The 14,564-nt window shown below is 73.2% G+C and carries 10 protein-coding genes; 7 read left to right on the top strand and 3 right to left on the bottom strand.

The genetic code is table 11. From position 1 onward, the window contains the following. Positions 1 to 439 precede the first annotated feature (439 nt). Together AOM02_RS11655 and AOM02_RS11650 are read right to left on the bottom strand one after the other, a co-directional pair. Positions 440 to 2,263: a hypothetical protein gene (locus AOM02_RS11655; RefSeq protein WP_062299326.1), complete on the bottom strand. Its 1,824-nt coding sequence runs from the start codon at positions 2,261 to 2,263 to the stop codon at positions 440 to 442. A 1-nt stretch (position 2,264) separates the two neighbouring features. Continuing rightward, positions 2,265 to 2,822 (bottom strand): sigma-70 family RNA polymerase sigma factor, encoded by a 558-nt coding sequence (locus AOM02_RS11650; protein ID WP_082105074.1) that lies wholly within the window; start codon positions 2,820 to 2,822, stop codon positions 2,265 to 2,267. A 161-nt stretch (positions 2,823 to 2,983) separates the two neighbouring features. Here AOM02_RS11650 and AOM02_RS11645 point away from each other — a divergent pair, with 161 nt between their 5' ends. The 7 genes from AOM02_RS11645 to AOM02_RS11615 all read left to right on the top strand — a co-directional run bounded on the left by AOM02_RS11645 (position 2,984) and on the right by AOM02_RS11615 (position 13,409). Continuing rightward, the gene (locus tag AOM02_RS11645) at positions 2,984 to 5,359 is read left to right on the top strand and encodes a sodium-translocating pyrophosphatase (RefSeq protein ID WP_062299325.1); all 2,376 of its coding nucleotides are present in this window, start codon (positions 2,984 to 2,986) and stop codon (positions 5,357 to 5,359) included. Between the two features lie 106 nt (positions 5,360 to 5,465). After that, positions 5,466 to 6,392 (top strand): 2-hydroxyacid dehydrogenase, encoded by a 927-nt coding sequence (locus AOM02_RS11640; protein ID WP_062299324.1) that lies wholly within the window; start codon positions 5,466 to 5,468, stop codon positions 6,390 to 6,392. A gap of 261 nt (positions 6,393 to 6,653) precedes the next feature. Beyond that, entirely contained in the window at positions 6,654 to 8,168 is a 1,515-nt protein-coding gene (locus AOM02_RS11635; RefSeq protein WP_082105072.1) for an MFS transporter, read from the top strand. Continuing rightward, a complete protein-coding gene (locus AOM02_RS11630) occupies positions 8,165 to 9,523 on the top strand; it encodes a M20/M25/M40 family metallo-hydrolase (RefSeq protein ID WP_062299323.1) in 1,359 nt (452 codons plus the stop codon). The genes AOM02_RS11635 and AOM02_RS11630 overlap by 4 nt, the downstream gene beginning before the upstream one ends. A gap of 38 nt (positions 9,524 to 9,561) precedes the next feature. Then, the gene (locus AOM02_RS11625; protein ID WP_228373839.1) at positions 9,562 to 11,085 is read left to right on the top strand and encodes a DUF7059 domain-containing protein; all 1,524 of its coding nucleotides are present in this window, start codon (positions 9,562 to 9,564) and stop codon (positions 11,083 to 11,085) included. 452 nt (positions 11,086 to 11,537) lie between these two features. Further along, positions 11,538 to 12,263, top strand: a complete 726-nt coding sequence (locus AOM02_RS11620) for an anaerobic ribonucleoside-triphosphate reductase activating protein (protein WP_062299322.1) — start codon at positions 11,538 to 11,540, stop codon at positions 12,261 to 12,263. A gap of 444 nt (positions 12,264 to 12,707) precedes the next feature. Beyond that, on the top strand, positions 12,708 to 13,409 hold the full coding sequence (locus AOM02_RS11615; protein WP_062299321.1) for a hypothetical protein: 702 nt from the start codon (positions 12,708 to 12,710) through the stop codon (positions 13,407 to 13,409). A 177-nt stretch (positions 13,410 to 13,586) separates the two neighbouring features. Here the strand turns inward: AOM02_RS11615 and AOM02_RS11610 are convergent, their stop codons facing one another. After that, entirely contained in the window at positions 13,587 to 14,441 is an 855-nt protein-coding gene (locus AOM02_RS11610) for an inositol monophosphatase family protein (RefSeq protein ID WP_062299320.1), read from the bottom strand. Positions 14,442 to 14,564 lie beyond the last annotated feature (123 nt).

The following is a 14,564-nucleotide window of genomic DNA, read 5'->3' as shown; positions in this document are numbered from 1 at the left end:
GCCCTGGCGGGGGCGCGCGAGGCGCGCGCGGCGCAGGCCCGGGCGTCGCCGGGCTCGCCGGCCGGAGTGTGCGCGACGGCGGCCGCGGCGGCGGGGCGCGCGGGAGGCGCGCTCGTGCGGTGCGTGATCCATGCCCGGGACGCCGTCACCGTGACCGTCGAGGTGAGGGGGAGGGAGGCGTCCGCTCGGGCGGGGAGGAAGGTGTCGGCGGCGGCCCGAGCTGAGGGGGGTCGGACCGCCGCCGACGGTATTCCTGCCAGCGGACGGCTGAGGGATCGTGCCGCTGTCAGGAAGTCCATACGCCAACACCATCGGCATCCGCGTACCCCGATTCAATACGGCGAATCGGTTGCATTTCCATAACAGCGTGGCGCGTGTTGTGGCCTTTGTGCGTGAGTTGTGACAAAGCCCACACGGGTAACCCGAGATAGCAGGCGAATCAGCGCACCGTCAGCGTGCCCAGCGACGTCCAGACCTGGAAGTCGACGGCGTCGTAGACCTCGTAGACGTCCGGGGCCGGGGCGATCGCGCTGCCCGTGGAGCCTCCGGTCGAGCCGCCGCCCGCGAGGCCGCCATCGGTCGAGTCGGGCTCGATCAGCAGCGGGCCGTCGTCGGCGAGCGTGCCGCCGAGGTCGCGGTCGCGCGCCTCCTGCTCCTCGAGCAGGGCCTCGTCCGCACCGTCCATGTACACGACGTCGCCGCCGCCGACGCTGAGGTAGTGCATCGCGAGCAGCGTGTAGGTGCCGGGCTCGACCGCCGACTGGCCCGCGTCGGACCAGCAGCCGTTGACGTCGCGCCACAGGAGCTCCGACGCGATCGACTCGCCGCGCGCGAGGCCGCCGTCGCCGTAGCCGTACGGCTCGATCGCGATCGCCGAGTCCTCGGCGCCGTCGGCGCCCGCGGCGGACTCGGCGATGCTCACCACGCCCTGCTGGTAGGGGTTCACCGGGTACGCCTCGGCCACCACGCGGCCGTCGCGCACGAGCGCGAGCTGCAGGCTGCCCGCGTCCCAGAAGCGGTCGAGGTCCCACGCGGAGACGTTCGTGACGCGGCTCTCGAGCGCGGGGTTGCCGTCCACGATCCAGCCGTAGCTCACGTCGATCGTCGGTGGCGTATCGACCGCGACATCGAGCAGGCCCATCTCCGAGGACCTCGTGGGGAAGCCGCCGTCGCCCTCCCACGCGCAGCCGAACCATGACGTCGCGAGGTCGCCGCTCGAGTCGCCCGACACGATCCAGCGCTGCGTGCCGGGGGCCATGTCCCAGGCGCCGGTGAGGCCGTCGCGGTACAGCCCCCGCGCGGTGTCGGCGTCGAGCGCGTCCTCGTTGACCGTCGGCTCGGAGATCGTCGGCTCGTCGTCCGGCGTGGTCGGCATCGGCTCGGGCTCGTCGACGCGGAGGTAGTCCGCGAACGGGTCGTCGGCCGGGTCGCCGGCGACGGTGAAGGGCATCGGCTCCGAGACCAGCCGGATCGAGGCGTCCGCGGCGATGCCGGCGTCGGTCTCCTCGCCCGGCTCCGCGTCCGGCTCCGCGCCCGAGTCCGAGTCAGCGTGGTCGCCCGCCTCATCCAGCGGCCGCACCTCCCACAGCTCCTGCGTGAGCACGAGCTCGTACTTCGAGGCCGGCAGCGGCGCGCCGTCCCAGCAGTTCGTGAGCTCGACCTCCCGCTCGGCGATGCCGATCGCGTCGCTCATCAGCTGGTCCCCGTACGAGTCGCCCTCGGCCACGGTGCCCGCCGGCGTCGAGGCGTCGACGGTCCCGACGACGATGCCGTCCCACAGCACCACGCCCGACATGCCGAACGTCTCGACCGTCGCGTCGATGCTCGAGGCGAGGCCCGCGCCGAACGTGAGCACCCCGTCGGCGACCTCGGTGCTGCTCACGTACGCGTCGATGGTCGCGATCGGGTCCTCGCCCCCGACGGTCGCGTCCGGGAGAGGCTCGCCGCACATGCCCCACGCGAGCGCGGACGAGTCGGCCATCGCGCCGCCGTCCGCCTCGCCCGCCATGCCGGCCGAGTCCTCGGTGACGGCGGCGGCCTCGTCCCGGCCCGCATCGTCCCCGCTGGAGGCGCTCGAGCCGCCCAGGGCACCGGACACGCCGAAGCCGAGCACCACGACCATGCCGCCGGCGAGCACGCCGCCGGAGCCGGTGCGCAGGCCGCGCTGGGTGGTCACTCGTCGCTGCGCGCGCCGGGTGTCGACCGCGAGCCCGTCGAGGGGGGCCCGGTCCGCGGCGCCCCGCAGGGCATCCGAGAGCTTCATGTCAGCCGCCTTCCGTCCGCCGACGCGTTGCCACGTCGGTCTCGTCGTCCGCCTGGTCGCGGGTGCCGTCCTCGAGCGGGCCGAGCAGCAGCTCGAGCCGTGCGAGGCCGTCATGCAGGTAGCGCTTCACCGACCCGGGCGCGAGGCCCAGGTGCTGCGCGATGTCGGGCACGGTGAGGTCGTCGAAGAAGCGCAGCACCACGCAGGCCCGCTCGCGGGGCGCGAGGGTCGCGAGCGCCTCCAGCACGTCCGCGCCCGCCTCGACGCCCGCGAGCGGGTCCGTCAGCGGCGCGGCCGGGCGGAACAGGTGCTGGACCCTCCTCCACCGCTGGTCGCGCCGGTAGCCGTCGATGTACACCGTGGTGATCGCGCGCCGCACGTAGGCCTCGGCCTTGACCGCGGTCAGCCCGGGCCGCGGTCGCGAGAACGTCCTCACCAGCGCGTCCTGCACCAGGTCCTGCGCCATCACGCCGTCGCCGCACACCAGATACGCGTATCCGAGCAGCGCGCGCTCGCGATCGCGCACCAGCTGCGCCATCGTCTCCCGCCAGTCGCCCATCAGGTCCCCCACCTCGTCGTGCCCTGCAATGGTGACGTGCACGGTCGCAGAAACGTTGGGGCGGCACTCGACGGCGCGCCGACCTTGTCCCCTAGAGTGGCCTGGTACCCCTTGCGGTCGCGACAACGGAGTCGCGTCGGGGAGAACGTCAAGGAGGACGTATGCACGCCACGGCAACCGCGGTGGAGGTGAGCTCGGGCAGCGCGACCATCGTGGTCGTGATCGGGATCATCGCCGCGATCTCGCTGATAGCCGCCTGGTTCCTGCGACGCAACGTGCTGCAGGCGCCGGACGGCACCGAGTCGATGAACGACATCGCGACCGCGGTGCAGGAGGGCGCCTCGGCTTATCTGAGCCGCCAGCTGCGCACGCTCGCGCTGTTCGCGGCGCTGGTGTTCGCGCTGCTGTTCCTGCTGCCCGGCGACGCCGGCGTGCGCGTCGGCCGGTCCCTCTTCTTCCTGCTGGGCGCGGGCTGCTCCGCGACCATCGGCTACATGGGCATGTGGCTCGCCGTCCGCGCGAACGTGCGTGTCGCCTCCGCCTCGACCCGCGAGGGCGGACGCGCAGAGGGCGCCCGCATCGCGTTCCGCACCGGCGGCGCGGTCGGCATGTCCGTGGTCGGCATGGGCCTGGGCGGCGCGGCGGCCGTGGTCTTCCTGTACCGGGACGATGCGGCGGCCGTGCTCGAGGGCTTCGGCTTCGGCGCGGCGCTGCTCGCCATGTTCATGCGCGTCGGCGGCGGCATCTTCACCAAGGCCGCGGACGTGGGCGCGGACCTTGTGGGCAAGGTCGAGAAGCACATCCCCGAGGACGACCCCCGCAATGCCGCGACGATCGCGGACAACGTGGGCGACAACGTCGGCGACTGCGCGGGCATGGCCGCGGACCTGTTCGAGTCCTACGCCGTCACGCTCGTCGCGGCGCTCATCCTGGGCAAGGCGGCCTTCGGCGAGCAGGGCCTCGTCTTCCCGCTCATCGTCACAGCGATCGGCGCGCTCGTCGCGGCGCTCGGCGTGGCTATCACCAAGATCCGCGGCAACGAGCCCGGCCTCAAGGCCATCAACCGCGGCTTCTACACCGCCGCCGCGGTCGGCGCGGTGCTCGCCGCGATCGCCGCCTTCGTCTACCTGCCGTCGTCGTTCGCCGAACTCAACGGCGCCTCGGTCGAGGGGGAGTCCGGCGACCCGCGCATCGTCTCCATGGTCGCGGTCTTCGTCGGGATCGGCCTCGCGGGCCTCATCCTGTGGATCACCGGCTACTTCACCGACACCGCGCAGCGGCCCACGCGCCGCGTCGCGCGCACGTCGCTCACGGGCGCCGCGACGGTGGTGCTCGCCGGCATCGGCGTGGGCCTCGAGTCCGCCGTCTACACCGCGACCGTCATCGCGGGCGCGATCGTGGTGCTGTTCGCTGTCGCGGGCGGCTCCGTCACCCTCGCGCTGTTCCTCGTGGCGCTCGCGGGCTGCGGGCTGCTCACCACGGTGGGCGTGATCGTCGCGATGGACACGTTCGGGCCGGTCTCCGACAACGCCCAGGGCATCGCCGAGATGTCCGGCGAGGTCGACGAGGAGGCCGCGAAGACCCTCACCGATCTCGACGCCGTCGGCAACACCACCAAGGCCATCACCAAGGGCATCGCGATCGCCACCGCGGTGCTCGCGGCGACCGCGCTGTTCGGCAGCTACTCCGACGCGGTCACCAACGCGCTCTCCGATGCCGCCGAGACCGCCGCCGGCTTCAGTTACGAGATCATCCACCCGCTCACGCTCGTCGGCGTCATCATCGGCGGCGCGACGGTGTTCCTGTTCTCGGGGCTCGCGATCGATGCGGTCACCCGCGCGGCCGGCGCCATCGTGTTCGAGGTGCGCCGCCAGTTCCGGGAGATGCCCGGGATCATGGACCGGACGCAGCGGCCCGAGTACGGACGCGTGGTCGACATCTGCACCCGCGACTCGCTGCGCGAGCTCGCGACGCCCGGCCTGCTGGCCGCGATGGCGCCCATCTTCGTGGGCTTCGCGCTCGGCGTGGGCGCGCTCGCGGGCTTCCTCGCGGGCGCGATCGGCACCGGCGTGCTCATGGCGGTGTTCCTGGCGAACGCGGGCGGCTCCTGGGACAACGCCAAGAAGATCGTCGAGGACGGCTACTGGGGCGGCAAGAACTCCCCGGCGCACGAGGCCACTGTCATCGGCGACACCATCGGCGACCCGTTCAAGGACACGGCTGGCCCCGCGATCAACCCGCTCATCAAGGTGATGAACCTGGTCGCGCTGCTCATCGCGCCGGCGGTCGTGCTGCTCACGTACGGCGACTCCGCGAACCCGTGGATGCGCGGGCTCATCGCCGGCGTCGCGGCCATCGTGGCCGTCACCGCCGTGGGCCTGGCATCGCGTCGCGCGCACGCCGGCGGCATCGCGAGCGAGGCCGATGCGGCGGCAGCCGAGGAGGGGCACGCCCCGTCCGTCTCGGACGACGAGGACCAGGCGGCGGAGGCCGCATCGACCACCGCGGGCACGCCCGCGGGCGGGGAGCAGCGCTAGGGTCGGCGCGCCCCCGAGCGGCGCGGCGCCTGCCTCAAGCCCCCCAAGCGGGGCGGGCGCCGCGCCGCCTTCATGTGCCCGGGTGGGGCCGTGCCATGCTGACGCGATGACCCCCTCGCGCCCTCGTGTCCTCGTCGACATGTCGCTGCACCCCGAAGCGCTGGCGGCCCTGGAGGCCGGGGCCGAAGTCGCGCCGCTGCCCCGCACCGGTCCCGCGCGGGCCGAGGCGCTCGCCGCCGCGGACGGGCTCCTCGCCTACGGGCCACCTGGTGTCGACGAGCTCGCCGCCGCGCCCCGCCTGCGCGCCGTCGCCGTCCACCTTGCCCCGCCCGCGGTCCATGCGCACGCCCGCGACCGAGGGCTCGCCGTGCTCGAGTCGAGCCGGTTGTGGCGCACCGTCGCGGAGCACACGCTCGCGCTGATCCTGGCGACGATGCGCCGGGTCCCGGCGGCGGACGCCGCCGTCCGCGCCGGGCGCTGGCCGTACGAGGACCTCAAGGTGCCGTACTCGGGCCGCGACGTCGCGGGCTCGACCGTCGGCGTCCTGGGCGCGGGTCGCATCGGCGCGCCGCTGCTGCGCATGCTCGGCGCGCTCGAGGCACGGACCCTGTTCACGGACGCGCGCGAGCTGCCCGCGGTCGCGGGGAGCACCGGCGCGCGTCAGGTCGACCTCGACACGCTCCTCGCGGAGTCCGACGTCCTCGTGGTCCTGCTGCCCCTCGACGAGATGACCCGCGGGACCCTCGGCGCCGCCGAGCTCGCCCGCATGAGGCCCGGCGCGATCCTCGTCAACACCGCGCGTGGACCGGTGGTGGACGAGGCGGCGATGCTCGACGCACTGCGGTCCGGGCACCTCGCGGGCGCCGGCCTCGACGTGCACGGCGACGAGCCGCTCGCCGCCGACCACCCGCTGCTCGCGCTCGAGCAGGTGGTCATCACGCCGCATCTGGGCGGGTCGACGCTCGAATGCGACCTCGAGCTCGTCGACGGGCTCCTCGAGGCGCTTCGCGAGGGGGCGTCGCCGCGCTCCTGAGCGGATGTCTCTCCCGCGTGTTCCAGCGTGAGGTGAAACAGCACCGCGACGTATAGCGAATCCCCTGGTAAAAAGGCTGGCGCCGACGCGAGGCGCGGGCTATTTCAGCTATTCCTGACACACGGGAGAGAGACCATCGCCTCGCGCGCCGCTCGCGCGCCGCTCGCGCGCACCTCGCGCGCGTCTCGATCGGGTCACGATGCGGCGCCCCGGTCCGCGCCGTGCAACGTCGCCGACACATGGGTCTGGAACCATGCCGCCATGGCATCGAGGAACGTCAAGCTCGCGGGCGGCGTCGTCGGCGCCCTGGTCGTGGTCGAGGGGACGTCGGGCGTCCTGCAGGGGTACTACACGCCCCTGCTCACCGACATCGCCCGCCACCTGGGGATCCACGACGCCGACGTCAACTGGTTCGAGGCGGCGCAGCTGCTGCTCAGCGCGATCGTGGTCCCGGTGCTCGCGCGCCTGGGCGACATGATCGGCCACCGCAAGGTGCTCATCGCGTCGCTGATCGTGACCGCGCTGTCGAGCTGGGCGCTCGCGTTCGCGCCGAGCTTCCCGCTGTTCGTGCTCGCGTGGGCGATCCAGGGCTTCTACGTCGTCTGGCTGCCGCTCAACGTCGCGATCATCCACTCGCGCGCCCGCGACAAGGAGAACGGGGCGGCGCTGACCCGGCGCGGCGCCGGCATCATCGTGGCCGCGCTCCAGGCCGGCGCGATCCTCGGCGCGCTCGCCGGCGGGCAGCTCGGCGGCATGCTGCCGCTGTGGGCCACGCTCAGCGTCCCCGCCGCGATGGTGACGATCGCGCTCGTCGTCGTGCTGTTCAAGGTGCCCGACACGGGCGTCCGCGCGGGCGGCAGCATCGACACCCGCGGCACCGTGATCCTCACGCTCGGCCTGCTCACGCTCATGGGCGGCCTGTCGCTGGTCCGCCTCGACGGCTTCTCGCCGTGGGTGGTCGTGATGGTCGCGATCGGGCTCGCGCTGATGTGGCTGTTCGTCCGCGTCGAGCAGGGCACCGACGAGCCGCTCGTCGACATCGCCCTCCTCAAGCGCCCGACCGTGTGGCCGGTCATCCTCACCGCGACGCTGTTCGGCGTCAGCGTGCTGGGCGCCCAAGGCCCGCTGTCGACCTTCGCCCGCACCGACCCCGACGAGGTCGGCTACGGGCTCGGCCTCACCTCCGCGACCGCGTCGTACCTCATCGGTGCCTACGTGATGTCGCTGCTCGTCGGCGCGCTGCTCTTCGCCCGCCTCAGCACCCGGTACAGCCCGCGCGCGGTCCTCATCGCCGCATCGTTCCTGGTCGCGGGCGGCTACCTGGCGCTCATCCCGCTGCACGGCAGCACCGCCGTGGTGGTGTCCTGCATGGTCGTCGCGGGCCTGGGCTCCGGGGCGCTGGTGGCCGCCCTGCCCGCCGCCGCGGCCTCCGCCGCGCCGCCGCATCAGACCGCGATGGCGACGGGCCTCACCAACACCACCAAGACTATCGGCGGCGCCTTCGCGTCCACCGCGTTCGCGATCGCGCTCGTCTCGGGCGTCGCGGCGGGCGGCTCGGGCGAGTCGACCGCGGGCACCCTGTCCGGCTACATCACCGTGTGGGCGATCTGCGGCGGCACCGCCATCGTCGCCGCCCTCGCGCTGTTCGCGGTGCCCAAGGTGGCCTTCACCACGAACGTCGAGGTCGAGGAGGGTGCCGCGCCGCTCGAGGCGATCGGCCCGGACGTCGTCGCGTCGCGCGTGGACCTGTTCGACCCCAAGGACGGCCGCGCATGACGGTCCCCACGGCCGAGACGGTCGCCGAGCACCTCGCCGCGCTCATCCGCATCCCCACCGTGACGCCGAAGGACGCGGGGCCGCACGACGCGGCCACCGCCGCGACCTTCGCCGCGCTCGAGGAGACGATGCGCGGCTTCTATCCGCACGTCTTCGGGCACGAGGTCGAGGCGGTGGGCCGCGCCGGCCTGCTCGTCCGCATCCCCGGAGCCGCCGCCGACCGCCCGGTGGTGCTGATGGCCCACCAGGACGTGGTCCCCGTCCCGCGCGACTGCGAGGCCGAGGGCTGGGAGCACGAGCCCTTCGAGGGCGCCATCGTCGACGGCTGGGTCTTCGGCCGCGGCGCGCTCGACGACAAGGGCGCGCTCACCGTCATGCTCGAGGCCGTCGAGTCGCTGCTCGCCGAGGGCTGGGCGCCGGCGCACGACCTGTACCTGCTCATGGGCGCCGACGAGGAGTCGTACGGCGACTGCGCGACCACCGCCGCCGCGCTGCTGACCTCGCGCGGCGTGACGCCGTGGATGGTGCTCGACGAGGGCGGCGCCGTCGCGGTCGGCGCCTTCCCGGGCCTGTCCGGCGAGGCCGCCGTCATCGGCGTCTCGGAGAAGGGCATCGTGGACCTCCGCCTCACGGTCGAGGGGCTCGGCGGCCACGCATCCACGCCGCCGCGCGAGTCCGCGCCCGGCATCCTCGCGCGGGCGCTCGCGCGCATCGAGGACAACCCGCACCCGTCCGAGGTCAACGACGTCTCCGTCGAGATGCTCGAACTCGTCGCCGGCCGCCTGCGCGGTCCACTGGGCGCGCTCCTGCGCCGCGCATCTTCCCTCCGCGGGGTGCTCGCCCGGGTGATGCCGCGCCTCAGCCCCGAGCTCGCCGCGATGGTGCGCACCACCGTCGCGATCACGCAGCTCGAGGGCAGCCCCGCCCACAACGTCCTCGCGACCCGCGCGACCGCGGTGCTCAACATCCGCGTCGCCGTCGGGTCGAGCGTCGACGAGGCGGTCGACCACGTGCGCCGGGTGGTGCGCGACCCGCGGGTCACGATCGAGGTGGAGACGCCGTCCGAGCCCTCGCCGGTGTCCCCGCGTGCGGACGATGAGCGGTGGGCGTCGCTGGTGGAGGCGGTCGGGGCGTCGTACCCGGACGCGCTCACCATCCCGTACGTGATGCTCGCGGCCTCGGACTCGCGCTTCCTCGCGCCCATGTCCGGCGCGACGTACCGCTTCGCGCCACTGCGCATGACCAAGCCGCAGCGCGAGGCCGTGCACGGGCCGAACGAGAAGGTGGAGGTCGAGTCGCTCGGCCGCGGCGTCGCCTTCTACCGGGCGCTGCTCACGTCCGACCGGCTGGCCTGACGCCTCGCGCGGACCGCCCGGCGACTAGCCTCGGAGGCGTGAGCCTCGACGTTCCCGCGCTGCCCGATCCCGCGACCGCGGATGCGCTCCGCGCCGACCTCTCCTCCTGGACCGTCGACGCCGTCGAGGCGGTCGTGGGGGAGCGCGCTATGCGAGCCCTGTCCCGCGAGCAGGTGCTGCCCGCGCGTCGGGAGGCCCGCGCATCGTTCACGCCGGAGGCGACGCTCACCCGGCTGTTCCTCCTGGGAGACGCGGTGTCGGCTCGCGAGGTCGACGCCGCGCTGCCGTCGGTCGGTGCCGAGGGCGCCGCGCGGCTCGGGCTCGTCGAGCTGTCGGGCGGTGAGGCCCGGGCGCTTGTCGACCTGCGCCCATACGCGGCGCTAGGGCCGGACGGGGAGTCGGCGTGGTGGGTCGCCTCCGACCAGGGTGAGGCCGTGACGGGTGCCCGCCTGCGCGACGACCACGTCCTCGGCATCGGCGGGGCGTCCCTGACGCTGGCAGGGATGACGATGCGCGCCCCGGTCGGGCGCGTGCTCGACCTGGGCACGGGATGCGGGATCCAGGCGCTGCACGCCTCGCTGCACGCGCGGACGGTGGTGGCGACGGACATCTCGCGGCGCGCCCTGCGCTTCGCGGAGTTCAATCGGGCGTTGAACGCGGCGGGGGACTGGGACCTGCGCGAGGGCTCGATGCTCGAGCCGGTCGCCGGGCAGGAGTTCGACCTGGTCGTGTCGAACCCGCCGTTCGTCATCACGCCTGAGGGGGCGCCGAGCTTCGAGTACCGCGCGTCGGGCATGCCGGGCGACGGGATCGTGTCGTCGCTGGTGTCGTCGGTCGGGTCGGTGCTCGCGCCCGGCGGCGTCGCGCAGATGCTGGGCAACTGGGAGATCCACGGGGAGTCGTGGTCGGAGGGGCTCGAGGCGTGGCTCGACGCGTCGGCGTCGGCAGGCCGGCCGCTCGACGCGTGGGTGATCGAGCGCGACGAGCTCGACGCCGCCGAGTACGCCGAGACGTGGCTGCGCGACGCCGGCGTGACGCCGGAACGCGGCCGAGCCGAGTTCGAGGCCGCCTACGAGGCGTACCTCGCGGACTTCGACACGCGCGGGGTGCGCGCCGTGGGCTTCGGCATGGTGCTGCTGCGCCGGCCGGTGTCGGGCACGCCGACGCTGCATCGGCTCGAGCAGCACGAGGGCCCGCTGCAGGAGCCCTTCGGCGGCTACCTCTTCCGGGCGCTCGCGGCTCACGACCGGGTCACGGCACTGTCCGACGACGCGCTGCTCGACACCGCGTGGACCGCCGCCGCGGACGTGACCCGCGAGTCCTACGGACCGGTGCTCCAGGCCGACCCGTCGTACATCCTGCTGCGCCAGGGCGCGGGGCTCGGCCGGTCGGTGTCGATGGACACCGCGCTCGCGGGCTTCGTGGGGGCGTGCGACGGCGAGCTCACCGCCGGCCAGATCGCGCATGCGCTCGCGGCGCTGCTCGACGTCGACGCGGGCCGCTTGGTCGCGGGACTGGTGCCGGCCGTGCGCGAGCTGGTCGCCGACGGCTTCCTGGAGTAGCGGCGCCGACACGCCCGCCGCGTGGCCAATCTCACGGCCTTTTCCAGGGCGATCACGGTCAAGGGGGAGGCCCGCGATTTTGGACTTCCCGCGCGGCTTCTTTGCCTGACGTTGGTCCCGTCCTGGGGTCGACCACACCAGATACGGGACCCTGGTCCGAAGCGGTCACCAGGTGGCAAAACTACCCTTGAGGGGTGACATCGACGTTCGCGCCGGGAGCAGAGGCTGAGGGGTCTCGACTGGTCCCGACAGACCCCTCGCGGGGTGAGAATGGTCATGCCGAGGTGGCGCAGATGGACCCCCGTCGCCCGCTCGCCAACGAAATCCCACACGACGGTGTGTCGGCGCGTCTCACGACGCCGCGTCGGCGCACCCTGAAGACGTCCGAACCGGCCGTCAGAAATGGACGCCGCGGAGAACCCGCGGTACCGCCGACGCAGGAGGCAATCCCCATGACCACCACCGAGCTCGACACCTCCGCCATCGCGATCCAGTCCGCGCACGGGCTGGTCATCGCGGACTTCCTGTCCTCGTGCACCCACGCGTGGCCCGGCCGCATCGCCGCGACCGTCACGCTGCAGGGCTGCCCGTGGCTGTGCGCCTACTGCGGCACGCCCGAGAGCCACGACCCGACCGGCGAGGGCCGCGTGACGTGGCAGCGCGTGCTCGAGCAGCTCGAGTCGCACCGCGGCACGGTCGACGCGGTCGTGTTCGGCGGCGGCGAGCCGACCGCCCAGGACGGGCTCATCCCCGCGATCCGCGAGGTCCGCGCGCTCGGCTACTCCGTGGGCCTGCACACGATGGGCGCCCACCCGGGCCGCCTCGCGTCCGTCCTTCCCGAGGTCGACTGGGTCGGCTTCGACCTCAAGGGCACCCCGGACATGTACACGCACATCACCGGCAGCGACACCGCCGGCACGCAGGCGTGGGCCTCGCTCGAGTCCATTCACGAGTCCGGCGTCGACTACGAGGTGCAGTTCACCGTCGACCCGACCGTCCACACTCGCGAGGACATCCTCGACACCGTCCGCACGATCATCCACCGCGGCTTCCACGCGCCGGTGCTGCAGCAGCCCCGCCGCGCGACGGCCTCGGCCGGCTACCGCCGCGCACTTCGCGGCCGCGGCCTCTACGACGTCATCACGCACGAGGACCTGCCGGACCTCGCGCGCCGCTGACCCCAGACTCCGGAAGCCCCCGTCGCCTGCGCGGCGGGGGCTTTCGCGTGCCCGGACGATGCGGCGGCGGACCGGTCTCCCGGCCGCGGCGACACGGATCGGCACCGCAAGTCCCTTGGGCGCGCCTGAAGCGACACGATCCCCGGCCCTAGGGCTTGGCGCCGGGGGGCGAGGTGAACTCGGCCGCGCCGCGCGGTCGAGCGGATGTGCATGCGGCCACGTGCATGGTCCTGCGGCGCCCCGCGGCCGTGGACGGCCCTGCCGCCTAGGCCCTAGGGCCTAACTCAAGGCGGCAAAGTGCCTGCTAGGTAGCGAGATTTTACGAAACCGTTATCAACGGATCCGGGTTTCCTACACGATTCGGGGCCAACGTCCCACGGAGGCGGCATGCGGACGCGGAAGGGTAATGCGTGACAGCTCAACAATTCCCCGGAAGGAATCATCATGGTCACCAAGCTTCGTATCGTCGGCGCCGGCCTTGCCATCGCCGGACTCGGCTTCCTCGGCGCGGCAGGCTTCGCGTACTCGGAGGTCGCCGCCGGTCAGAACTCGCTCCAGAAGTTCTCCGAGGCGCAGGCAGTCGAGCTCGCCTACGACGAGAACGGCCAGCTCACCGACCACGGTTCCGTCGAGGGCGCCGAGGCGATCCTGGACCGCCTCGAGAACGAGTGGGGCTACAAGGTCGTCGAGTCCGAGCTCGACCCCAACGACCCGCTCGTGAACACCGGCACCGAGTACATGTACCAGATGGCCACCGTCGCCACCCACATCCTCACCGGCACCCAGACCGTGACGGTCACGGAGACCACCGAGTACCTCGGTGAGACCTACGAGCCCGGCACCTACGACGTCCCGGTCGACGGCCAGTACTGGGCCGACTTCGAGTACGGCAACGAGATCGCGATGCAGGTGCGCGGCCAGGCGTGGACCGGCGTGGCCCACGGCCTCTTCGGCGAGCTGGGTGTCGGCTCCGTCACCGCGTCGACCCTCAAGCTGGGCCTCGGCATCTCGGGCCTGATCGCGGGCCTCGGCCTCATCTTCCTCGCCCTCGGCGCCGCGACCTTCTGGATCTCCGGCGACGTGGCGAAGCGTGACGCCGCCCGCGCCGCCGTCAAGGCCGACGAGCCGGAGCTCGTCACCGTCTGACGGTCGCATCTGACAGGCGGGCGGGTCCTACGGGACCCGCCCGCTTCGTCGTGTCGGGAGGCGTGCGCGTACCGGGGAGCTCACCGACGGTTCCGCGAGGTTCTTGACTCCTGCGGGGAAGCCAGCGACGCCTCAGCTCACTTCCCCGAAGCCGGGAGCCTGCCGGTGGAGCGGCCGCTACAGCCCCAGGTTCCTCGCGAGCACCTCGCGGATCGACTCCCAGCGATCGGTGCGCGCGGCCAGCAGCGGTGCACCCGCCTCGATGGCCGGGCGGTACCCGGACCCGTCGATGCGGCCCACGGTGAAGCCCGCCTCGGCGGCGATCGCGGCGCCCGGCACGTGGTCCCACGGCTTGGCGCGCGTGTAGACGAGGAAGCCGACGTCCTGCAGGACCAGGTCCGCGTAGTCGAAGCCGGCGCACATGCGCAGCTCGTCGTAGCCGCCCAGCTCGGGCTCGGCCGCGAGCAGGCCGGCCTTCACGTCCTCGACCGCGTACCGCACGGACACCGCGCCGCGCGGCTCCTCGCCCCGCAGCGAGGCGCGGGCCTCGGCACCGCGCGTGGCCTCGACGCCCGCCGACAGCGATCGGCCGTCGACGAACGCGCCCACGCCCTGCAGCGCCTCGAACATCCGCCCCGTCTCCGGCTGCAGGATCCACCCGCCGACGGGCAGCCCGTCCTCGACGAGCCCGACCATGACGGCGTACGTGGGGGACCCCTCCACGAAGTTCGCCGTGCCGTCCACCGGGTCCACCGTCCAGGCGGTGCCCTCGGTCGCGAGCACCTCCGCCACGGACGGGTCCGCCGCGGTCGCCTCCTCGCCCACGACCGGGACGTCGAGGATCTCCTGGAGGATCGGCGTGAGCACGCGCTCGGCCTCGAGGTCGGCCTCGGTGACGAAGTCGCCAGGTCCCTTGAGGTGGACGTGGTGCTCGGCGAGGGCGCGGAAGCGGGGGCGGATCTCGGCGTCCGCGACGCGGCGCATGGCCTCGCCGACGGCCGCGCGCGAGGCGGCATCGAGGATGGGCTCCATGCGCCCCATCGAACCACGAGGCCCCGACGCGATGGTGCAGGGACGATGCGCGGACACCCGACGTTCATGCGCCGGGTCCTCCCCAGGTCCCGCTCGCGCCGTCAGAACCCATATGTATATTGA

The organism is Demequina maris (assembly GCF_000971155.1).
Taxonomy (GTDB): domain Bacteria; phylum Actinomycetota; class Actinomycetes; order Actinomycetales; family Demequinaceae; genus Demequina; species Demequina maris.
This window is presented reverse-complemented; position numbering and strand designations above follow the sequence as displayed.